Consider the following 20,339-nt stretch of genomic DNA (forward strand, 5'->3'; position numbering starts at 1 on the left):
GAAATGGCGACTCTAAGTAGCTTTCACGTATTGGTGGTTGGTGGGTTGATTTTGGTGAGGTAGTCGGCGAGGGAGTTCAGGATCTCGTCGGCGGTCTTGGTCCAGGTGAAGGGCTTGGGATCGTGGTTCCACTCCTCGATCCATGCGCGGATGTCGTCCTCCAGAGCCTTGACGGAGGTGTGGACGCCGCGACGGATGAGTTTGTCGGTCAGCAGGCCGAACCACCGCTCGACCTGGTTCATCCAGGAGGAGCCGGTGGGGGTGAAGTGGACGTGGAAGCGGGGGTGTTTGCCCAGCCACGTCTTGATCTCGGGGGTGTTGTGGGTGGCGTAGTTGTCGCACACCAGGTGCACGTCCAGGCCGATGGGCACTGCCTTGTCGATCCGGGTCAGGAACTTCTTGAACTCGATGGCCCGGTGGCGGCGGTGGAGTTCCGATATGACGGTGCCGTCAGCGATGTTGAAGGCGGCGAACAGGCTGGTGATGCCGTGCCGGTGGTAGTCGTGGGTGCGGCGCTCGGGCATGCCCGGCATCATCGGCAGGACGGGCTGGGAGCGGTCCAGGGCCTGGATCTGGGACTTCTCGTCCACACATAGCACCACCGCCTTCTCGGGCGGGTGGTGGTACAGACCGACGACGTCGACGACCTTGGCGATGAACTGCGGGTCGGTGGAGAGCTTGAACGCATCCTGCAGGTGTGGCTTGAGGTCGAACTTCTTCCAGATCCGGCCGATGGTGGACTTCGACAGGCCGGAGTGCTTGGCCATCGAGGCCCGCGACCAGTGCGTGTCCTTGCCCGGGGTGGATTCCAGGGTCGCGGTGAGCACGTCCTCGACCCGGTCGAGCAGGATCGAGGGCGGCCTGCCGGGACGCGGCTCATCCGTCAGCCCGTCCAGCCGCAGCCGGACGAACCTGGAGCGCCAACGGTTCACCGTGTTGTGCGCGATGCCGAGTTCGGCACCGATTTCCTTGTTCGTCCCGCCGTCCGCGCACCGCAGCACGATCCTCGCCCGCAGCGCCAGGAACTGCGCGGTCTTCGCCCGCCGCGTCCAGCGCGTCAGCTCTGCCCGCTCGGCCTCGGACAGCACCAGCTCCGACTTACGCCGGCCCGGCCTCGGCGCATCCGTCAGGCCTGCCAACCGCTGGGCCGCGAACCGGGAGCGCCACTTGCGTACCGTCGCCGCACTCACCCCGAAGTCCGCTGCCACAGCCGTGTTTGACACACCGTCCGCACAGGCCAGGATGATCTGGGCCCGCGCCGCCGCACGAGCCGATACCGCGCCGTCCGCCCAGCGCGTCAACTCCGCACGTTCCTCGGCGGACAGCACGACTTCGACAGCACGAGGACCCCGAGACACCATGAAAACAGCCTACATACTTAGAGTCGCCATTTCTGGCGCATCACACTAGTTTCCCGCGCCGGAAGTTCCTAGGTAGTTCCGGCTGGGGCTCGAAGGCCCAACACGCGCGGTCGGCGTCCGGCCCCCTGGCCGCCAGGGGGATGGACCTGTACGGGCTTCACCAGCATCTGACGATCAACCCGATCCCTGCGGCCCATGCTGTCCAGTACCCACCAATGACGAATCTCCTGCCTCGTGCCTCTTTTCCAAAGTCCTCCAACCAGCGGGCAATGAACGCGCCCAACGGAACGAGGATGACGACCAGCACGACGCCGATCAAGAAGCCCATCTGTACCCCCTCGGTGCTACTGGCGGTCCGGCTGCGGCAGGTCCTGCTCGGTCCAGATGGTCTTGCCGGTGGACGTGTAGCGCGTGCCCCAGTGGTGGGTCATCTGGGCGATGATGAACAGGCCCCGGCCTCCCTCGTCGTCGCTCGCGGCGTGCCGCAGATTGGGCGCAGTATGGCCGGTGTCGGACACCTCGCAGGTCAGGGTCCGGTCACGGATCAGGCGCACCTGGATCGGGCCGCCACCTGCGTAGCGGATGGCGTTGGTGACCAGTTCGCTGACGATGAGCTCCGTGGTGAACGCCACGTCGTCCAGCCCCCAGTCGCCGAGCTGCTTCCCGACGGCGGAGCGGATGGTGGCCACGGCCGCCGGGTCCGGGGCCAGTGCCCATTGGGCGAACCGATTCCGGGCGAGCAGACGCGTGCGGACCAGGAGCATCGTCGCGTCCACGTCCACCGCCCCGGGCAGCATGGTGGCCACCGCCCGGTCGCACAGCTCTTCCAGGGATCTTCGGTCGTCGGAGAGGACCTGTGAGAGCTGCGTGAGCCCGGCTTCGCGGTCGTCGGCCGCCTGGAGGAGGCCGTCCGTGAAGAGGGCGACGAGAGTGCCCGGCGCGAGCTCCAGTTCCGTGCTCTGGTAGGGCAGGCCGCCGATTCCCAGCGGCGGTCCTGGCGGCAGCTGGGGATAGTCGACGACGCCCGTGTGCGGTTCGACGAGCGCCAGCACCGGCTCTCCGGCTCGCGCCATGCTGCACTCCCCCGAGACGGGGTCGTACACCGCGTACAGGCAGCTCACGCCCAGAGCCGCGTCGGCGTGCGCTTTCAGGTGGCCCGGGCCGCGGCCGGTTTCGCCCTCGTGCGTGGTCTGCTCGACCAGGTCGTCCAAGCGGGACAGCAGCTCGTCCGGGCTCAGGTCCAGCCGGGCCAGGACGCGCACCCCCGTGCGCAGGCGTCCCGCGGTGGCCGCGGCGTGCATGCCGTGACCGAGCACATCCCCGACGACCAGGCCGACCCGGGTACCGGAGAGAGGGATGATGTCGTACCAGTCGCCGCCCACCCCGGACCCGCTGTCGGCGGGCAGGTAGCGGCTCGCCGAGTCGACGGCGGCGTGCGGCGGCAGGCTGCGTGGAAGCAGGCTCCGCTGGAGCTTGAGGGCCACGCTGTGGCCACGGGTGACCACCGGCATCAGCAGGAAACCGATCAGCAGGGCGCCTAGGCCCAGGACGGTGGCCCCGCCCGTCCTGCCGATCAGCGGCAGGTCGACGGCGGTCGTGCCGTACCGGGGATCCGCGTAGACGACGAAGGTGGCGTAGAGGAACAGCAGGAGCATGAACAGCGCGCCGAGCCCCGGTAGCACGCCCTTGAAGACCAGGTCCTTGACGCTGCGGGTGAGGATCTTGCGGTGGTACCAGACGCAGGCGAAGCCGGTCAGTCCGTACTGGAACGCGATCGCGAGACCGACCGCGTCGATCGAGTCGGCCAGGACGTTCTGGCTGAGCGAGGTCAGCAGGACGAACAGGGCGATCGAGGCCACTCCCATGCCGATGGTCCCCCAGGTGGGGGTGAGAAACCTGCGGTGGACCCGGGCGAACCGAGAGGGGAGGGCCTTGTGGACCGCCATGGAGAAGACGGTCCTGGCAAGGGGCAGGATGGTGGTCTGGACGGAGGCCAACGCGGAGGTCAGCACCATCAGGATCAGCAGTCTCGACAGGAACAGCCCCGTGCCGTGGCTCCCGAACACGGCTTCACCCAGCCCGGAGAACACATCGTCCGCGTTGTTCGCGTTGCCGAGTCCGATGCCCGAGGTGCCGACTCCCGCGAACGCCTGCGCAGACGTGGACACCAGCCCGTACATGACCAGGAGCAGCACGGTGGACAAGACCGCGGCACGGCCCGGGATGCGCGTGCTGTCGACGGTTTCCTCGTTGACCGAGAACGCGGTGTCCCAGCCCCAGTAGATGAAGACCCCCGCGAGGATGCCCGAGGTCATGGCCGTCACCGAGGGCACCGCGAAGGGGTTGAACCAGGAGGCGGACACATGGATCGCCGTCGGCGGAGGGCTGGTGTACACCCTGACCAGCGCGGCGACGGCAAGCAGGATCAGCATCACCACTTCCAGGCACAGTAGCCAGCGCTGTACAGCCGCCGAGAACGAGATGCCGACGTAGCAGATCACTGTCAGCACGGCGATCCAGACGACGCCTGCCGCGGTGGTCCACAGCCGGTTTTCCGCCAGTGCGTCCAGGCCCATCAACCGGAAGCCGTAGGCAGCGGCGATCTGCGCGAGGCTAGCCATGACGATGATGTTGGCGACGATGAGACCCCAGCCGCCCATCCAGCCGGTGCGCGGTCCGAAGGCGCGGGTGGCCCAGGTGAAGGTGGTCCCGCAGTCGGCGTTGCTCGCGTTGAGCTCCCGGAAGGCGTACGCGACCAGCAGCATCGGGACGAAAGCCAGCATGGTGACGATCGGAGCCTGCAATCCGACTCCGGCCACGATGATGCCCAGCGTGGCGGCGAGGCTGTACGCCGGGGCGGTGGAGGCCAGGCCCATGACGACCGAGGAGAACATGCCCAGGGCATCGTTCTTGAGCCCCTTCCGGCCGGACCCTGTGCCCGGAGCGGGAAGACCAGCCGACACGGCACCGCCGAAGAGCCTCACACTTGATTCCAACCCGGGGCCGCTTCCCTTCGCAACAGCGCAGGGACAAGCAGAAGCGGCTGCCACCGCGCACGACGGCGATGCGGCCGTTGTGCGCCGCTCGCGCAGAAAGCCACCGATGGCTCTGAGCTGCACCGGCGTCGCACCTTGGATCTCGCAGCGTCACAGGCGAATGACGACCAGAGCGATGTCGTCGCGGGCCTGGCCGGTCACTCCCAGCCGGGCCGGCAATGCGTCCGCCAATTCCTCTTGGAAGGACGAACGAAAGGGCTCGGGCAAGGTCTGTCTCGATGGCCACGGGCGCGCCCCAGCCGAGTTCGAGAAGGTCCCGAAAGCCGACGAGGTGATGTGATGTGGCACCCCGAACCCGTACCTCATCACCTCACCTGTGGTCAGGCGCGCTTCTCGGCCTTGTCCATGTGCTCCAGGACCTTGCTCGTGATGGCGATGGCCTCCGCGTTCTTTTCCCGACGCTTGGGCGGCTCTGGCCCTGTTGAGGTACTCGTTGATTGCCGCTTCCATGCCCGTCGGCATCTCCCCTGCCGTGGCCGTGGAGTCCTCGCCGACATCGGCCGGGGTGGCAGGGCCAACCGAGACGAACCCGGCCTTGGCCAAGACTTTCCGGGACGCGGCATTGTCGTGAAAGGTGGCCGCCCGCAGTGTGCGCAGGCCGTACATCGCTGTCGCCATCCGGCACAGCTCCCGGACGGTCGCGGTCGCCACGCCGTGGCCGGCGACCCGCTCCGCGACCCGGTAGCCGGGTCTGGCAGTGCCGTCCTCCACGTCGTACAGGCTGAACCTGCCAGTACCGAACCGTCCCCGGCGACGAGCACGTAGAAGGCGCAGACACCGGCCTGCGGCATGCGCCGCCTTGTCCCCCGGCTACGAGATGGCCGAGGGCAACTGGGCACCCCAGAGGGGCGGGCCCCTCATGCCTCATCCGCAGGCCTTGACGGGCACCGGGACGCTTGGACCGGTGCTGTCAGCGGGGCGGTGCCACCTGCGGCGAAGCGTAGACATGCCCGGACCCGGCCGATCGACATTCGTGCGCCCGTGGGTGACGGTCCGCCTCCCCTGTGATCGTTCAGGACTTCGGTCCGGAGGATCCGTACGCACACCAGATCGTGGCCCGCTTTCGATCGCCGTTTGACCGGGTACTGGAGCCGGCTGACGGGTTGGCCATAGGCGCGGCATCGAAATACTCGTAGCCCACCACCGGTCGGCTCCCCTGGCCGGCCAAGCAGTCCAGGGCATGTTCTCGGCTCGCCGGCAGGGGAGGAAGGAAGACGTGTTCAGGGGCCCCTCACCCGCCAGGCCAGGCCCCCTTGCGGGCGAGCATCGATAATCCGCCGGCCCACCCCACTGCGCCGCGAATACGGAATGTATTTCTGCTATTACCGTGAGCGAATTGGGTGCCGTAAATATGGCGCAGGTCACATGATTCACGTCACTCTTGTCCGACTTTAAGGCATTTGCCGTGTGGGTTGGGCCATATGGTCTGCGTCACTATGAAGGCGAATAGTAGACCTGCACCGCGCGTTCCCCAGGCCTGACGACGCCCCCGGATCACCTTTGAGTACCCCATACTAATCCCCATCGTAAGAGGGAGTCATTGACCTGGGTTTCCTCCCTGATTAACAATTCTTGGCATCGCCCCCGACGGAACAGGAATTACTGCATGCAGTTCACCGCGATGCCCAAGAAGTTCGCCCGCATGACCAAGACCAAGAAGATCTCGCTGGGCATGGTCGCCGCCGGCGCCGCCGTGATGGCCGGCACCGTCATCAGCGCCCCGGCCGCCTCGGCCGCCACCCCCGCCCCCTCCGGCGGCGGCAACGTCGACACCTGGATCAAGGAGTCGCTGAAGGTCATGCACGCCCAGGGCATCCCGGGCACCTACGAGGGCATCCACCGCAACCTGATGCGCGAGTCCACCGGCAACCCCAACGCCATCAACAACTGGGACTCCAACGCCGTGAAGGGCATCCCCTCCAAGGGCCTGATGCAGGTCATCGACCCGACCTTCAAGGCGTACCACGTCGCCGGCACCTCGCAGAACATCTACGACCCGGTCGCCAACATCACCGCCTCCGCCAAGTACGCCGCGCAGCGCTACGGCTCGATCGACAACGTCAACTCGGCGTACTGATCCGGCCCGACGCAACACCCCGCACACGCGGCCGATAGCAGGCGTCAAACCCCCGCACCGCGCCGAGGGGACGAACCACCGCAGGCCGCGTCCCGTACGACCGGCCTGCCCACGACAGCCGCTCCCCCAGCCACCCACACGGCACGCCCCGACCCCGGGCGCCCCACGCCGTGGCTGCGGTCGAGACGACGTCGATCAGCACCACGCACACAGCGCACGCACCCGCACTCGCACTCGCACTCGCACTCGCACTCGCACTCGCACTCGCACTCGCACTCGCACTCGCACTCGCACTCGCCAGGATGGTCCCGGCGCTGGGCTCTGCTCGCTCACAGCGTCATCGTTCTCCCCGCACCGACGGGTTCCTCGAGGGCGTCGGTGGCGCACTGCTCGTCGTCACGCCCGTCGCGATCGGCGCCGCGTACATGTCGGAGAAGCTGAAAAAGGACCCTGCCTGAGGGCTCTGACGGTGAAGGCAACCAGGGGCAGGCCCCGTCGCTCTCTTCGGTGGGCAGGGCGTCACCGTCCGGGGGCACGTCACCATCGGCCCCGGCGCAAACGTGAGGCCCATACGCCGCCGGCGACCGTGAAAAGCGCCGGTGCCTGACCATGCCGGGATGACCCGACCCACAATCCCTGTCGCCGCACACGTCATCCAAAACCGTGCCGTCCCCGACGTTGTGGTGTTCGACCACACCGGTATGCCTGAGGCCGGCACCCAAGTCCCCGCGCCAGGAGTCACATCAGGCGAAGCACTGGAAGAAGCGGTTCTTCGCGAGGTTGCCGAAAAAAATACCGGTGGGCCGGCAGCCACGGTCGTCCGACAGATCGCCGTGGAGCACAAGCCCCATCCCGGCACCGGTCAGCCACGACGAAAACCGGACGAATTTTTGCATCGCGCAACCCACAGTGCGGCTTCAGCAGCCGAGGGCCTTGCGTACTCGTGCTGCCTCAGGGCAGCTCCGGGCTATTGGCCGCGGCCGGTGACGTAGTCGCGGGCGCGGTCGACCAGTCCAAGGCCGGGGGCGAGGAGCTTGTTGGCCGGCGGGGAGTCGGGGACTGCGGGATGGGGGCGGGTGGGCGCGGTCTTCTTCGCGTGGCGGACCTTCGTCCCCAGGCTCTCCAGGACAAACGGGTGGCAGCCCTCGCGGAGCTGAACGAAGAGGTTCTGCTCCTCGTCCCTGACATGGGCGAAGACCTCGGTCTTCAGGTTCACCAGGAGCCGGGTGAACTCAAGGTCGTCGGCGTCCTTCGTCTGGAGGTCCTTGAGGAGCTGCTCCACTCGGGCGTGGTCGGCGAGCTCCTTGTCGGCCAGGGCGTCGCCGTTCTCCAGATGATCGCGTACCGCGGGATAGAGGTATTCCTCCTCGGCCACCGAGTGCCGCACCAGCTCGATGGTCAGCTGGTCAAGCAGGCGTTTGCGCTCGGCCGAGCCGGGCGCGATCTGCTCGATCTGCGCGAACAGCTCGTCCACCTCACGATGGTCGGCCGTCAGTTCGGCAATGACATCTCCGCCGTGACCGGCCATGACTCATCTCCTGCCTTCCCTCGATCCCGCGCCGCCGGTTCCCGACACGCCACAAAATGCGTTCCCCACGGGCTTATGCCGTAACGGATTTGCCGGCCGGTTGCGCCGGATGCCGCTGCAGCCAAGAAGCGGGGTTCGCTGACCGGCGGAAGACGGGCCAGCCCTGGTACAGGTGCCAGTCGGCCTCGGGGGCTTCGTCGAAACGGCGGCTGAGGATGCGTCGGCCTGAGGGCACTGGCTGAGGCACCTAGAAGGATCACGCGTCGGCGTCACGTCCCGTAGTCGGCCGGCAGAGACGCGCCGGCCGTCGTGGAGGGCGGCGACCACGTCCTCACCAGCCGGTTGCAGATCCGGGCCCGGTACCGGATGCCCGTACCCCCGGGAGGCTGCCCCATCGCCCGGCCGACCGGATGCAGCCGGCTCACCGCCCGCCGGTTCGACGATCTGTTCAACTTCGTGCACGACCCGGCAACGCTGATCGTGGCGTTCGACCGGGTCGCCGGCAACCGGGGAGCCAACACGCCCGGCATCGACGGCCTGACTGCCGCCGCTGTCGAGGAGAGAATCGGGCTTCCCGGGTTCCTGGATGACCTGCGGGAAAAAACCAGCTCAAGCTGGGCACCTTCCGGCCGTTGCCGGTGCGGGAACGCAAGATCCCCAAGCCGGGCGGGTCGGGAAAGGTGCGGCGATTAGGGATTCCCACCATCGCCGACCGGGTGGTCCAGGCTGAAGTTCCCCCGTGATCGTGGACAGCGGATGGTTACGCTGCGGGGGCGAGGTCTTGTGCTGTCAGTGCCCTGGTTTCGACCGGGGTGACGTATCCGTAGACGGGATGCTTCCACAGGCGGGTGCGGTTGTACTCGACCTCGATGAAGCGAAAGACATCAGCGCGAGCCGCCTCGTGAGATGCCCAGATCGTGGTGCCGATCTCCGCTTTCAACAGTCAAAAAAGCTCTCAGCTGCGGCGTTATCGTAACATGAGCCCGTTCTGCCCATGCTCTGCCGAAGACTCAACTCCCTTATGAGCGTGCGGTATTCGCCTGAGGTGTATTCCGAACCGCGATCCGAGTGCGCAATGCAGCCCTCCTTCAGCCCGCCTCGGCCGACGGCCATCCTCAGTGCGTCGACGACGAGCCCGGCCCGATGATGGTCGGCCATCGCATAGCCGACGACCTCGCGGGTGGCCAGGTCGATCACCGTGGCGAGATACCACCAGCCGGCCAGCGTGGGCAGGTAGGTGATGTCGGAGACCAGTTTCGTGCCGGGCTCGATGGCGGTGAAGTCCCGTCCGACGAGATCCGGTGACGGGGCCGCCTTCCGGTCGGGCCGGGTCAGGCCGCGGCGCCGACGGCGGGTGAAGTTCCCCCAGCGCAGACGACACCGCCCGCCCGCGTGCAACGCCACCTCGACCTATGGCGCGCCTCGCCCGACGGAATCGGCCGCCTCGCCGACCCTCGCGCACTAGGCCTATCTCCCCAACCACGATCAGAGCCCCCGATGTATTGGCGCTGGCCGACTGCGGACCACGTTGCCCTCAGGGCTGGGTTGATCAGCGCCCGTTGTCGACCAACAGTTGGGAGCTGAGGGTGTTGTAGGCCCATTGCTCCCACTTGGCCGGTGGCCACGCACGGTCGCGGGTAAGTACCAGGAAGAGCTCTGGGCTGAGGACGGCGTAGATGACGTCCGCTGCTTCTTCGACTGGGATGGCGGGGCGGGTGCCTGGCTTCTTGATCAGGGACTTCGCCGCTGTTGAGATCACTTGGTACCGCGGGTCTGCGTGATCCGGCCACAACTGGCGGATCTCCGGGTTGGTTGCTGTCGCGGCGCGGACCATCTCGTTGAGGGCTGCGACGCGTTCGAGTGTCCTGCGGGTGCCGGCGACCAGTGCGACCAGTGCGGCCTCGGCGTCAGGTGCGGTCGTGACCTCCGCGAACCAGGGCCGGTCCATCGTCGGCACGGGTTCGTCGTCGCCTGCGATCGCGACATCGACAAGTTCCTTGAGTAGTGAGGGCTTGTTCCGAAAGACGAAGTAGATCGTCTGCACCGCCACTCCTGCCCGGTCGGCGATCTCCTGCAGCTTTGTCGCCCCGTAGCCCTGCTCGACGAAGAGCACGCCGGCCGCCTCGATGATCCGTCGCCGCGTCGCCTGGGCCTTGTTGCCCTGTTTCCCCTTGCCTTCACGCATGACTGGAGTCTATATCTAGAGTTGAACTCTAGAGGCAAACTCTAAGCGATGGAGGACAAACCGTGCACACGATCGCTAACCGTCAGCAGGCAGAAGCATGGAACGACTGGGAGGGCATCCTCTGGGCCGAACGCCCAGAGCGTTACAACGGGATGATGGGCGCGTTCAACGCACCCCTGTTCGCCGCCGCAGGCATCACAGCCCAGGACTGGGTCCTCGACGTCGGCTGCGGCACCGGCCAGACGACGCGAATTGCAGCACAACGGGCGTACGACGGAAACGTGGTGGGAATCGACCTCTCCGCGCCGATGCTGGAACGCGCCCGCCGTGACGCAGCCACGGAAGGCCTCGACAACTGCACCTTCGAGCAGGGCGACGCACAGGTTCATCCATTCCCCGACCGCGGGTTCGATGTCCTCATCAGCCGCGGCGGAGTCATGTTCTTCGCCGACCATGTCGCAGCCTTCACCCATCTCAAGCACGCACTCGTGTCAGCCGGCCGCCTGGCGTTCCTCGGCCCGCAGCCCGCGGGCCCGGACAGCGCCTACGCCCGCGCGACCGCCGCACTCTCGCCGTTCCTGCGCGAGGCATCCCCCGCCTCCAGGGGTATGGGGTCACTCCTCGACCCCGCGCGCATCCGCCAAGTGCTCGCCGCCAGTGGGTTCACCGACATCGAGGTGGCTCCAGCCGAGGCGCCCATGACCTTCGGCGCCAACGCGGACGACGCCGCCGATTTCATCTTCTCCATGGGCCCGACGCGCTACAACCTGCGCAATGTCGACGCGACAACCATCACCCGCGTCCGTGCCGAAGTACACGACGCGCTCGCGGACTTCGAGACCGCAGACGGTGTCTGCATCCCTGGGGCAGTCTGGATCGTCACAGCGACGCGTGAGCGAATCTCTTCGAGCAATTGAAACCTCCCCCAGCTAAAGGCAGGGGGATTCCTAGCTCACGTGGCCTGGTCCCCGGCGGGGATGCAGGTCTTACACGATCAGCGCTAGCCGGGACAGAGACCAGCCCGGACGAGCATCACACGGGCTGAGTTTTTGTCCCGAGGCCGGGACACCCCGCACGTGGTGCACGTATACGTTCGTTCTGAGAGAGGCAGCGCGTGCTTGGTTCTCGCTCCGCAGTCTGCGCAGTCCATCGTGGTGTGCGCCGGGTGTACCAGGTGCACCCACCGGCCGTGCTTACGGCCCATCTCGACCAGGGCTGTCTTGGTCGAGCCGATCGCCGCGTCAGCGGCCTTCCTGGCCATGGTGGACTTCGCAAGGAACTTCGGCCGGAAGTCCTCCACGGCCAGGGCGTCATGGTCACGGACGACCTTCTTGGCCCACTTGCGGGCGGTGTCCTGACGCTGCCGGGCCACCTTCTTGTGCAGCTTCGCCGTCTGCCGCTTCGCCTCGCGGTAGCCCTTCGACCCGGCGCATCCACGCTTCGGCTTACGCCGGGACATCATCCGCTGATAGTGCGCCAAGCGCTGGGCGGCCCTCTTCCCGTGCTGCGGGTGAGGAAGGTCGTGGTCGTCGCTGGTAGTGGTCGCGGTCTCCTTCACACCCCAGTCGATCCCGATCACCTGGCCGGTTCCCGGCAGCGTCTCGGTCATGCCCGCCACGACGAAAGACGCGTACCAAGCTCCGGTGCTGTCCCGGTAGACGCGGACGCTGGAGGGCGGCTCGGAAAGGGCACGCGACCACACGACCGTCACGACGATGCCGCCTGCCAGGTGCAGGCGGCCGTCCCTGAGCCGAAAACCCCGCCGGGTGTAGTTCAGCGACAGGTCGTCCTGGTGCTTCCTCTTGTACTGGGGCATCCCGGCCCGCTGCCGCATCGGCACAGCGGCCTTCATGTCCTTCAGCGCCTTCGCCCGCGACTTCGCGAAATCGCGTATCACCTGCTGCTGAGGAACACTGGAGCCTTCACGCAGCCAGCCCATACAGGCACGCGCCCCGGTCAGCATCTTGTCCAGCCGGGCCGGACCGCACTTCTCGTTCTCGGCGTGCGCCTTCTTCGAGCGGGCGCAGCACTCATTCCACAGCCACCGGCACCGCGCCCATTCCGCTTCGAGGGCGCCAGTAGCGGTGGACGACACACGAAGGCGGAAGGTGTACCGGGCATGCCCGACACCTGCCCTCTCCTGCGCCGCGGTCGTCATAAACAGCAACCTATCCGGGAGGACTGACAGTTGAGAGCTCTCCACCCGCCGTGGGCTGCCTCACCACCACGGCAGGTGCGCGCCGATCCGCCCTGCCGGCGAATCGGCTTCCCCTGCCCTGCTCCGCAGGAGTCCGATCCCTCCCCGGCCTGAAGGCCGGGGCATCCTCGGAGGAACCCGGTGAACCCGTACGGCAGATTCGAGCTCGATATGAACAGGCGTCTCGATCTCGGCCCCACGATGACTATCCCCGGCCAGCGCGTGGACGAGCCGCAGCCGGTGACGACGACTTCCGACGGCGGACCGAATCGGCAAGGGCTGGCCCCTCGGTGCGGGGCCGGGTGGCGCCGCCGGGTCAGCGAGCACCAGCCCTCGACGTCGCGGAGGCTGCGGTGAGGTCCGTAAAGGGTGTGAAGCCGCCGCATGAGGCGTGATGCCCATGCGGTCGGCTTCGTCAGCGATCAGGTCTCGCGCTTGATGGTTTTCTCAATCCAGTCCGAGAAGGCGGGAACGCTGCTGTAGAGCCCCGGTCCATCCGAGCAGGCGAGGTCTGGGGCGCCGGGGCCGGAGGTGACTCCGACCAATTCCCACTGCTCGTGCTTGCCCTTCTGCAGCTGCGGCCCGCCGGAGTCACCGAAGCAGGCCATGGCCTTGGGCACGCGGCTGATGGTGCACAGCCGCGTGCTGTCGGCATAATCCGGGGCACACTCGGCTGTTGCGCCCCTGCGGGTTTCAAGCTCCTGCAGCCGGTCCGCGAACGTCAGCTCTGTGTCGGAGGTGGTGCCGAAGCCCAGGATCCTGGTGGGGGTACCCGGTCGCCCTGCCTGCTTCGCAAGAGCGATGGGCCTCTCGGCTACGGGGCGGTCGAGGCGGATCAGTGCGATGTCGTCCTTGTTGGCGCCTCCCTTGTAGCTGTTCACGTAGCCGGGGTGGACGATGATCCTGTCGATGGCCCGGACGGTCCCCCCGGACTTCCGGTGGTCGCTGCCGACGCGGACGGTGCCGTCGAGCACGAGGTACTCGCCCTGCACGCAGTGGGCCGCCGTCAGTACCCACTGCGGATCGATCAGCGAGGCCCCGCAGGTTCCGTCGACTATCCCCTTCGTCGGGGCCGACTCCGGGATCGTCGCCATGAACGGGTAACGCTGGGTGGCATCGCCCCCGTTGACGATCGCCCCGGCGCTGCCAGTCATCACGGTGCCGCACACCGCGGCCGCGAGAGCACCGACGGCAGTGACACGCGCCACGCGGCCACGTACCGATTTCACCCTGAACATAGATGGTCCCTTTTGCTCGGAAATGCGGAAGGGTCCAGTCTGTGTATTCAAGATCCGCCGGACCATCGGGGCAGCAGGCCAAAGCGCAGGCCAGGTAGCGCCCGCAGCACGGTAGGGATAACACCCGCCCCACCAGCGGAATCGTTGGTGCGGAGAAGAGCCCAGGGCCGGCCACCCGCTGCCCCGTCACAGCGACCTCGTCGCGTCAACGGCGCCGATCTGTTCCACCTCCGCTCCGCCGTCCGGCGTGGCTGTCGCGGATCCGGTCCGCACGCTTCGGAGCTGTGCTCCATCTCCTCGCTTGGCCACTGGCTTCGTCAGGCTGTCTGGGAGCGGAAGCTGTGGCCGAGCTCGGAGCCGAGTCCGTAGTAGTGGCGAAAGTTATAGATCAGCGGGCTCCACGCGGCTGGGTCGATGTGCTGGGAACCGGAAACGACGATCCGGGGGGCGGCGTGCACCTTGAGCACATGGGCTTCGACGATGAGGAACTCTCCGGAGGCATCGGGTTGGGCCCGGGCAACGCGGGCTTCCAGTTGCATCGGGCATTCGGCGACGCGAGGCGGCCGAACCAGCTCGGAGGGCTGAGGTCGCAAACCGGCGGCGGCGAACTTGTCCGACTCGAAACGGAAGGAACCGCGCTTGTCCACGGGTACCGGGGTGCGCCCGGTGAGCGGCGCCAATCGTTCCACCGCCGGCCACTGCGCGGGCGCGGGGAGGTTGACCACCAGATCATGGCGGCTGCGGAGATTGTGCGCCGTCTGTCCCTCGGCGCCAAGTCCGAGGACGATTACGTGTCCCAGCGCCCATGCCGAGGACATCGGCGCAAGATTGAAGGAGCCGTTCTCGTTCTCCGTGGAGAGCAGCACGACCGGTGTTCCGAAGTACAGGATGCTTGGTGTGATGGTCACGTGTTCGGACGACAGGTCTGTGGGCACGCGGCTGGGCGTAGCGGTGTTCATGCGGCCGACCGTAGAGGGCGGACGCTTCGGCGGCCGCCGAAGGATCGCAGGTCGCTTCGACGCGTGGAGGCATCAGCTCGAAGAGCTCCGCAGGCAGCGCGGCGCCGCGTGAACTGGCGCTTCTGTGGCACCGAGCACGCCATAGAGGCGATCCTCGCGCTGCCCGTCGAAGCGCAGTTCGCCCTCCGCCTGCCTGATCTGGCTGTACTGGCGGTAGAACGCGACCTGCCCCGCAGCCCCCCGCCACGGTGCTAGGAGGGTCGATGTTTTCCGGCTGCAGGCCGACGTGCGTCGCATGCTGCATATGGGGGCAATCAGCGCTTCGTGCACGTAATCCGGAAGCTGCTGGAAGACGTCTGCGTGGTCCAGGATGAGGTGGCTGCCAATCACCGCCGCTCGCCGCGTCGAGTCAGGTCCCGGTAACTCCTTTCCTCCAGCAGCAGAGTCCGCAGCGCCACGGCCCCGCCGATGTCGTGGGCGACGACGCCGGGGCAGGACAGCTCCCAGTGGTCGAGGAGCTGGGCGAGGTTCCTCGCGTGGGCCGCCAGGCTGAGGTCCTGGCCCTCGCGCTGGTCCGACTGCCGGAAGCCGAGATGGTCGACGACGAAGACCGTGCGGGTACGGGCGAGGGGCTGGAGCGATCACTCCGCGTCCGGCCGCCCGAGGGCTTCTTCGCAGTCGGCTTCTTAGCGGTCGTCTTCTTCGCTGCGGCCGGCGCCTCTGCCTCGGTGGCGTGGGTCAGCGTCGACCTGCCTGCGTGCACTCGCCCGCACCGCTGCAGCACGGCCTCGTCGCAAACACCCGCAGGGGCGCCAATGAGGCCGCGGACGTCATGCCCCGCTTCCGGCCTACGTCTCCGCGGGGCCGAGAGGTCAGCTGGGCCGGGATGCGATCTGGCGACGGGCAGATCCCCGGACTTCCTCGAACTCCTCGGAGGTGAGTTGTTCGGGGTCGTGGCCTTCCCATTCCGAGACGGGCAGCTCGGCTGTGGTGGCGTCGGCCGCGACGAAGTCCGCCATGATCTGCTGGTAGGCCGTATGGTCCGGCAGTTGCGGGGCCGACGGCGCGAGCGGCTGCGGATCGGGCAGCTCCAGCAGCGTCTTGCGGGTGATCCGGACCTCCTCGGCGGCCCGCCCTCTCAAGTCACCTTGGTCCGATTCGCTTATGGCGGACCAAGGTGACTTGAGGAGGTCGGGTCAGTCCCACTGCTCGTCGGCGAGGGAGGCTACCGGTGCGGGCTTGCCGATGACGGCCAGGGCTATGAAGAAGTTGATCTGGCCGATTGCGATGGTCAAGGTGGCCAGGGCCTTCTCGTCGTAGTGCTTGGCCACTTCCGCGTACAGGTCGTCGCTGACCCGTTCCTGGCCATGCTGGGCAGGCTGGAGGGTGGCTTCCACCAGGGAGAGCGCCGCGCGCTCGGCGTCGGTGAAGTAGGGGGCGTCCTGCCACGAGGAGACGGCCGTGATGCGCTCCTCGGACACCCCCGCCTTGCGCAGGAATCCCGTGTTCAGGATGGTCAGGTATGTGTTGCCGACGATCTGTCCGGCCCGCAGGTGTACCAGGCTCATCGTGGTGCGCGGCACCGATCGGTTGCCCGTGGCACGGAACAGGGCGGCGGTGATGTCGTTCAGCTCGGGAACGAACTCGGTCGGGTTCGGCATCCGGGAGATCGGGGTGCTGGTCACGACTGGACTCCTTCATATCGGCCTGTTTGCGTTCTCACGGCACTGACGGAGCAACTCACCTCGATGTGACCGGAGTCCGGAAAATTTCTTCTCGGTGCGTTGCGTCCCTGATGAGAGCCCTCCCCGGTGTCTCGCCTCGCGCACCCAGAGCTTGGTGGCGATACGAGGGCAGGGCCCTGATCCCCGTTCGGTGCGCCCTCGAAGTATCTTCGCGGACCAGATCAACTGAGATTCGGCTCGGCTGCGTGTCTCCACTGCCGGTGACGGCGGCGAGGGCGCGAAGTACTGGCTGCACGTGTTCACCGAGCTGAAGAACCGGGGCCTGGACGACGTGCTGATGCTGGTCTGTGCCTGACTCGATCTACTTTGACAGAGAGGGGCCTGACCCCGAGCAACAACTCACACCTCAACAACTAAGATCAGCCGTTAAATTGGCTCTGTCGCACATCCGGTGGTGACGGAGTGTGAGTATCCGCCGCCGCCAGTTGCAGGGCTTGCGATCGACGCCCTGACCTCGATGTTTCACGAGCAGACGGCGCTGCCGCGGGGACTGCCGTCCCGGCACGCCTGCTCACATCGGCGGGCACCGTGCCCGTCGGCCGACTCCATACAGCGATCGCTGCAACGTGCGGACCTGCGACTCCTCGATCGGTGGGTCCATCCACCGCCATCATCACCGTCCGTCACCACCGGATGTGCGACAGAGCCGTTAAATTGACACACCCTCAACTTGCCGAACAACCCCAGCTGCGGCCGCAGCTCTCGCGAGTCCGCCCAGGGCCTCGGTTGCTCTTTCCCGGCATGGTCCCGGGCAAGCCGACCTCGACGCACGGCATGACCCAGCAACTGGGCCGCCACGGCATCCCAGTTCGCACCGCCCGCAACGCGGCGCTGGCCGCCCTTGCTGCGGATCTCCCCAGCCCGATCCTCGCCGACGTGACCGGGATGCACCGCCACACCGCACTCCGCTGGGTCGCCTACGCCAGGTGCGACCGGGCCGAATACCTGGCAGCCCGGGCCGCAGACAACGAGGAAGCTCCTCCCCTCTCACCAGGCAGAGGTATCACGCGCCGTACTTGGCTGGCCGCGCGGCCTCGCCCGTGTGCGTATCCCGCCCGCACACCCTGGTGGATGAGGTGTCACCGCGATGGACGATGACGACTGCTGCGAGGCCGACGGCCAGGCCGGAAGCGGTCTGCGGACCGAACGGTTCGCCGAACATGAGGGCTCCCCAGACTGCCGTGACCGGGGCCATGAGGAACATGAGCGTGTTGACCTTGGTAACTCCAGAGCGCCTCAGGATGAGCCAGTACAGCCCGTATCCGCCGAAGGTCGACAAGGCTACGAGCCAGGTGATGGCTGCCCAGAATGAGAGCTCAGCGGGCGGCTTCGCGGCTCCGGCGCTCACGGCAAGTGCCGTGAAGATGACGGCACTGGTGGCGCAGTGAACGGTCAGCGACACTGCGGGCGCGACCCGTGCGCGGGAGCGGCTTTCGAGGAACGTGGCCGCTACCAGCGAGAACATGCCGAGGAAGGGGATGAGATAGGCCCACCAGGCCGCACCCGTGCCGACCGCGGCATCAGCCAGGGTGACGATGGCGACGCCGCTCACCCCCAGGCACAGGCCGAGCCACTGCTTGTGTGAGACGTGCTGACGCAACAACGGTCCGGCAAGTGCTCCGGCGACGAGGGGCTGGACGCCGTCGATCAGGGCTGTGGTGCCGCTGGAGACCCCGAGTTGGATCGCGTAGTACACGGTGAGTAGATAGCCGCTCTGCGACAGCGTGCCGATCATGGCCTGCCGGGCCACATCCCGCACCGCGAGGTCCCGCCACGACGTTCTGGAGACGGTGGCAATGACGATCAGGATGACGGCCAGCGGCAGGAACCGCCACATCAGGATCGTGACCGCAGACGCACTGCCCGCGCCGAGCTTGGCTCCGATGAACCCGGAACTCCAGCAGATCACGAAGGCGATCGAGAGCAGGAAGTTCACGCCTCACCCTCCACTAAACAGATCGGTATACCCATGAGCTCACTATACAGATCGGTATACTCCTGAGGTATGGGCACTACCGAGAGACCGCGACGGATCACGATGACGCCTGCCGCACGGCGCGTCCTGGAGGCCGCCGCGAGGCTGTTCTACGAGCGCGGCATCCATGCCGTCGGGGTGGACCTGATCGCCGCCGAGGCCAGGGTGACGAAGAAGACCCTCTACGACCGGTTCGGATCCAAGGAGCAGATCGTCGTGGAGTACCTCGCGGATCGTGATGATCGCTGGCGGGCCTTCCTCGCCCAGTGCCTCGACGCCGCACAGCCGGTGTCGGCAGCGCGCGTCCTGGCCGTCTTCGATGCCTCACGCGCGTGGTCGGCGAAGAACAGTTCCAAGGGGTGCAGCATGGTCAACGCTCACGCCGAGATCAGCGATCCGTCCCACCCGGCCTACCCGATCATCACCGGGCAAAAGGAGTGGATGCTCGCCCTATTCACCGACCTCGCTGGAGACATCGCCCCAGGCAGGGCTGCCCAACTGGGCCGGACGCTCATGCTGCTTCACGAAGGGGCGCTCGTCGCCCACGGCCTGCACGTCTTCCCAGACCCCATCAGCCATGCCCGCGAACAGGTGCAAACTCTCCTCGCCACCACAGGGGGCGCCGCAGCGAAGCGATGAGGAGATACCCAGAAGACCGCTTCCAAGAGCCGGAAAGATGGGGAATAGGGGCCTTCCCCCATGAAGGTGGGCACGCGGTCATTGATCACGCGGTGAGCGTGAGTTTAGCGGTGTGGTGTCGGTGTTCGTATGCGTTGGGGCTGAGGTGGCCGTTGGCGGAGTGCCGGCGGCGGGTGTTGTAGCGGGTCAGCCAGGCGACGACGGACCGGCGGCAGGTGTCGGCGTCGCCGTATTCGTGGGCGCCCTGGAGGGTCTCGCGTTTCACGGAGGCGTGGAAACTCTCGCAGGCCGCATTGTCGGCGCTGGTGCCGACCGCGCCCATCGACCGCGTGAGTCCGAGTTGGTCGCAGAGGCCGGCGAAGGCCCGGGATCCGTAGTGCGCTCCGTGGTCGGAGTGGAACACGGCGCCGTCCAGGCGGCCGCGGGTCGCGGCTGCCATCCGCAGTGCGTCGGCGACCAGGCCGGTGCGCATGTGGTGGGCGATGAACCAGCCGACGACCTCGCGGCTGAAGCAGTCCAGCACGGTCGCGAGATAGAGGAACTCCCCGCCTGCGAGCGGGAGATACGTAATGTCGCCCATGCATGTGCGTCCCGGCTCGGTGGCGGTGAAGAACCGCTGGAACAGGTCCGGGACAGGTGAGGCTGCCGGGTCCGGGACAGTGGTGCGCACGCGTCTGCGCAGGCGGATGCCGGTGACGGAGAACGTCCGCATGATCCGGGCGATGCGCTTCTCGTTGACCCCGCCCTTTCTCGCGGAGCTCGGCCGTTACGCGCGGGGAGCCGTAGGCGCCGCCGGACCCGCCGTGGACCTCACGGATCTCCTCGGCCAGGATCCGGTCCTGGTGCTGCCGGGTGGCCCGGGCCTCGGCGCCAGCGAGCCACTTGTAGTAACTGGACCGGTTCACGTCCAGGACCTGGCAGAGCCGCTTCACCTCGTAGGTGTTGCGATGGTCGTCAACGAACTGGAAGCGGCTCCTCACCAGTTCGTCTCTCCGGCGAAACACTTTGCCGCCTCGCGGAGGATGTCCCGCTCGGTGGCGAGCTTGCGCTCACTCGCCACAAGCTCGGCCACCCGAGCCTCCAACTGCCGCACCCGCTCGTCCGGATCGACGTACGGCGCCGCCTGCCGAGGCCGGACGCCCGGCCTCACAGCCGCGCCGGTGACGCCACGGCGCTCGCGGTCCCACAGCACCCACTCACGCAGTGTCGCCCGGCTGACACCCAGGTCAACGCCGATGCTCTTGCATGTCGCCCCGGGTGTGGCCTCGTACAGGGCCACCGCATCAGCCTTGAACTCGTCCGAGTAGTCCTTCATCGCCATTGGCGGTCTTCTCGCTTCCTCCAGATCAAGCAGATCCAGTATCAGCGTGTCCACCACT

Annotated in this window: 15 protein-coding genes and 6 pseudogenes; 7 read left to right on the forward strand and 14 right to left on the reverse strand. The window is 67.0% G+C overall.

Features of this window, described 5'->3' with window-relative positions:
• Positions 1-23: 23 nt before the first annotated feature.
• The 3 genes and pseudogenes from OG456_RS46305 to OG456_RS46315 all read right to left on the reverse strand — a co-directional run.
• The gene (locus OG456_RS46305; protein ID WP_266569626.1) at positions 24-1,361 is read right to left on the reverse strand and encodes an IS630 family transposase; all 1,338 of its coding nucleotides are present in this window, start codon (positions 1,359-1,361) and stop codon (positions 24-26) included.
• A gap of 344 nt (positions 1,362-1,705) precedes the next feature.
• Positions 1,706-4,255, reverse strand: coding sequence for an amino acid permease (locus OG456_RS46310; RefSeq protein ID WP_266571133.1), 2,550 nt, complete (start codon positions 4,253-4,255; stop codon positions 1,706-1,708).
• 651 nt (positions 4,256-4,906) lie between these two features.
• Positions 4,907-5,202, reverse strand: a pseudogene (locus OG456_RS46315) (GNAT family N-acetyltransferase); the annotation flags it as partial.
• 857 nt (positions 5,203-6,059) lie between these two features.
• On the opposite strand from OG456_RS46315, the gene OG456_RS46320 reads away from it, so the two are divergent.
• The 3 genes from OG456_RS46320 (at position 6,060) to OG456_RS50710 (ending at position 7,486) form a co-directional block, all read left to right on the forward strand.
• Positions 6,060-6,494, forward strand: coding sequence for a transglycosylase SLT domain-containing protein (locus tag OG456_RS46320; RefSeq protein WP_266571770.1), 435 nt, complete (start codon positions 6,060-6,062; stop codon positions 6,492-6,494).
• 170 nt (positions 6,495-6,664) lie between these two features.
• Complete coding sequence (locus OG456_RS46325) at positions 6,665-6,952, forward strand: hypothetical protein (protein ID WP_266571135.1); 288 nt, start codon at positions 6,665-6,667, stop codon at positions 6,950-6,952.
• 243 nt (positions 6,953-7,195) lie between these two features.
• Complete coding sequence (locus OG456_RS50710; RefSeq protein ID WP_323136492.1) at positions 7,196-7,486, forward strand: hypothetical protein; 291 nt, start codon at positions 7,196-7,198, stop codon at positions 7,484-7,486.
• Here the strand turns inward: OG456_RS50710 and OG456_RS46335 are convergent.
• Complete coding sequence (locus OG456_RS46335) at positions 7,462-8,022, reverse strand: hemerythrin domain-containing protein (protein ID WP_266571136.1); 561 nt, start codon at positions 8,020-8,022, stop codon at positions 7,462-7,464. The two genes, OG456_RS50710 and OG456_RS46335, sit on opposite strands and share 25 nt — an antisense overlap.
• Positions 8,023-8,388: 366 nt before the next feature.
• Between OG456_RS46335 and OG456_RS46340 the strand changes: the two are divergent.
• Positions 8,389-8,750: pseudogene (locus OG456_RS46340) on the forward strand (hypothetical protein); the annotation flags it as partial.
• A gap of 208 nt (positions 8,751-8,958) precedes the next feature.
• Here OG456_RS46340 and OG456_RS46345 read toward each other — a convergent pair.
• Positions 8,959-9,426, reverse strand: a complete 468-nt coding sequence (locus tag OG456_RS46345; protein WP_266571137.1) for an IS3 family transposase — start codon at positions 9,424-9,426, stop codon at positions 8,959-8,961.
• 145 nt (positions 9,427-9,571) lie between these two features.
• A complete protein-coding gene (locus tag OG456_RS46350; protein ID WP_266571138.1) occupies positions 9,572-10,207 on the reverse strand; it encodes a TetR/AcrR family transcriptional regulator in 636 nt (211 codons plus the stop codon).
• Positions 10,208-10,269: 62 nt separating this feature from the next.
• On the opposite strand from OG456_RS46350, the gene OG456_RS46355 reads away from it, so the two are divergent.
• Complete coding sequence (locus tag OG456_RS46355) at positions 10,270-11,124, forward strand: class I SAM-dependent methyltransferase (RefSeq protein ID WP_266571139.1); 855 nt, start codon at positions 10,270-10,272, stop codon at positions 11,122-11,124.
• On the opposite strand, the pseudogene OG456_RS46360 reads toward OG456_RS46355, so the two are convergent.
• From OG456_RS46360 to OG456_RS46380, 6 genes and pseudogenes are all read right to left on the reverse strand, one after another.
• Positions 11,087-12,365 (reverse strand): annotated as a pseudogene (locus tag OG456_RS46360) (RNA-guided endonuclease InsQ/TnpB family protein). The gene OG456_RS46355 and the pseudogene OG456_RS46360 sit on opposite strands and share 38 nt — an antisense overlap.
• Before the next feature lie 461 nt (positions 12,366-12,826).
• Positions 12,827-13,642 (reverse strand): trypsin-like serine protease, encoded by an 816-nt coding sequence (locus OG456_RS46365; RefSeq protein ID WP_266571771.1) that lies wholly within the window; start codon positions 13,640-13,642, stop codon positions 12,827-12,829.
• 317 nt (positions 13,643-13,959) lie between these two features.
• Positions 13,960-14,601 (reverse strand): flavin reductase family protein, encoded by a 642-nt coding sequence (locus OG456_RS46370; RefSeq protein WP_266571140.1) that lies wholly within the window; start codon positions 14,599-14,601, stop codon positions 13,960-13,962.
• 386 nt (positions 14,602-14,987) lie between these two features.
• Positions 14,988-15,176 (reverse strand): annotated as a pseudogene (locus OG456_RS51005) (alpha/beta hydrolase); the annotation flags it as partial.
• Between the two features lie 297 nt (positions 15,177-15,473).
• Positions 15,474-15,743, reverse strand: a complete 270-nt coding sequence (locus OG456_RS46375) for a hypothetical protein (protein WP_266571141.1) — start codon at positions 15,741-15,743, stop codon at positions 15,474-15,476.
• Between the two features lie 54 nt (positions 15,744-15,797).
• On the reverse strand, positions 15,798-16,286 hold the full coding sequence (locus OG456_RS46380; protein WP_266571143.1) for a carboxymuconolactone decarboxylase family protein: 489 nt from the start codon (positions 16,284-16,286) through the stop codon (positions 15,798-15,800).
• A 256-nt stretch (positions 16,287-16,542) separates the two neighbouring features.
• Between OG456_RS46380 and OG456_RS46385 the strand changes: the two are divergent.
• A pseudogene (locus OG456_RS46385) lies at positions 16,543-16,635 on the forward strand (transposase); the annotation flags it as partial.
• Positions 16,636-17,349: 714 nt separating this feature from the next.
• Here OG456_RS46385 and OG456_RS46390 read toward each other — a convergent pair.
• Entirely contained in the window at positions 17,350-18,282 is a 933-nt protein-coding gene (locus OG456_RS46390) for a DMT family transporter (protein ID WP_266571144.1), read from the reverse strand.
• Positions 18,283-18,351: 69 nt separating this feature from the next.
• On the opposite strand from OG456_RS46390, the gene OG456_RS46395 reads away from it, so the two are divergent.
• The gene (locus tag OG456_RS46395; RefSeq protein ID WP_266571145.1) at positions 18,352-18,960 is read left to right on the forward strand and encodes a TetR/AcrR family transcriptional regulator; all 609 of its coding nucleotides are present in this window, start codon (positions 18,352-18,354) and stop codon (positions 18,958-18,960) included.
• A gap of 85 nt (positions 18,961-19,045) precedes the next feature.
• Here the strand turns inward: OG456_RS46395 and OG456_RS46400 are convergent.
• Positions 19,046-20,281 (reverse strand): annotated as a pseudogene (locus OG456_RS46400) (IS3 family transposase).
• Positions 20,282-20,339: the final 58 nt, after the last annotated feature.

It is taken from the genome of Streptomyces sp. NBC_01446, assembly GCF_026340095.1.
Lineage (GTDB): Bacteria > Actinomycetota > Actinomycetes > Streptomycetales > Streptomycetaceae > Streptomyces > Streptomyces aureus.

Bases quoted from the DNA above. Each gene is read 5' to 3' on its own strand.
- OG456_RS46305 (WP_266569626.1), bottom strand. From the start codon at position 1,361: ATGGTGTCTCGGGGTCCTCGTGCTGTCGAAGTCGTGCTGTCCGCCGAG.
- OG456_RS46310 (WP_266571133.1), bottom strand. From the start codon at position 4,255: ATGTTCTCCTCGGTCGTCATGGGCCTGGCCTCCACCGCCCCGGCGTAC.
- OG456_RS46320 (WP_266571770.1), top strand. From the start codon at position 6,060: ATGACCAAGACCAAGAAGATCTCGCTGGGCATGGTCGCCGCCGGCGCC.
- OG456_RS50710 (WP_323136492.1), top strand. From the start codon at position 7,196: ATGCCTGAGGCCGGCACCCAAGTCCCCGCGCCAGGAGTCACATCAGGC.
- OG456_RS46335 (WP_266571136.1), bottom strand. From the start codon at position 8,022: ATGGCCGGTCACGGCGGAGATGTCATTGCCGAACTGACGGCCGACCAT.
- OG456_RS46350 (WP_266571138.1), bottom strand. From the start codon at position 10,207: ATGCGTGAAGGCAAGGGGAAACAGGGCAACAAGGCCCAGGCGACGCGG.
- OG456_RS46365 (WP_266571771.1), bottom strand. From the start codon at position 13,642: ATGTTCAGGGTGAAATCGGTACGTGGCCGCGTGGCGCGTGTCACTGCC.
- OG456_RS46370 (WP_266571140.1), bottom strand. From the start codon at position 14,601: ATGAACACCGCTACGCCCAGCCGCGTGCCCACAGACCTGTCGTCCGAA.
- OG456_RS46395 (WP_266571145.1), top strand. From the start codon at position 18,352: ATGGGCACTACCGAGAGACCGCGACGGATCACGATGACGCCTGCCGCA.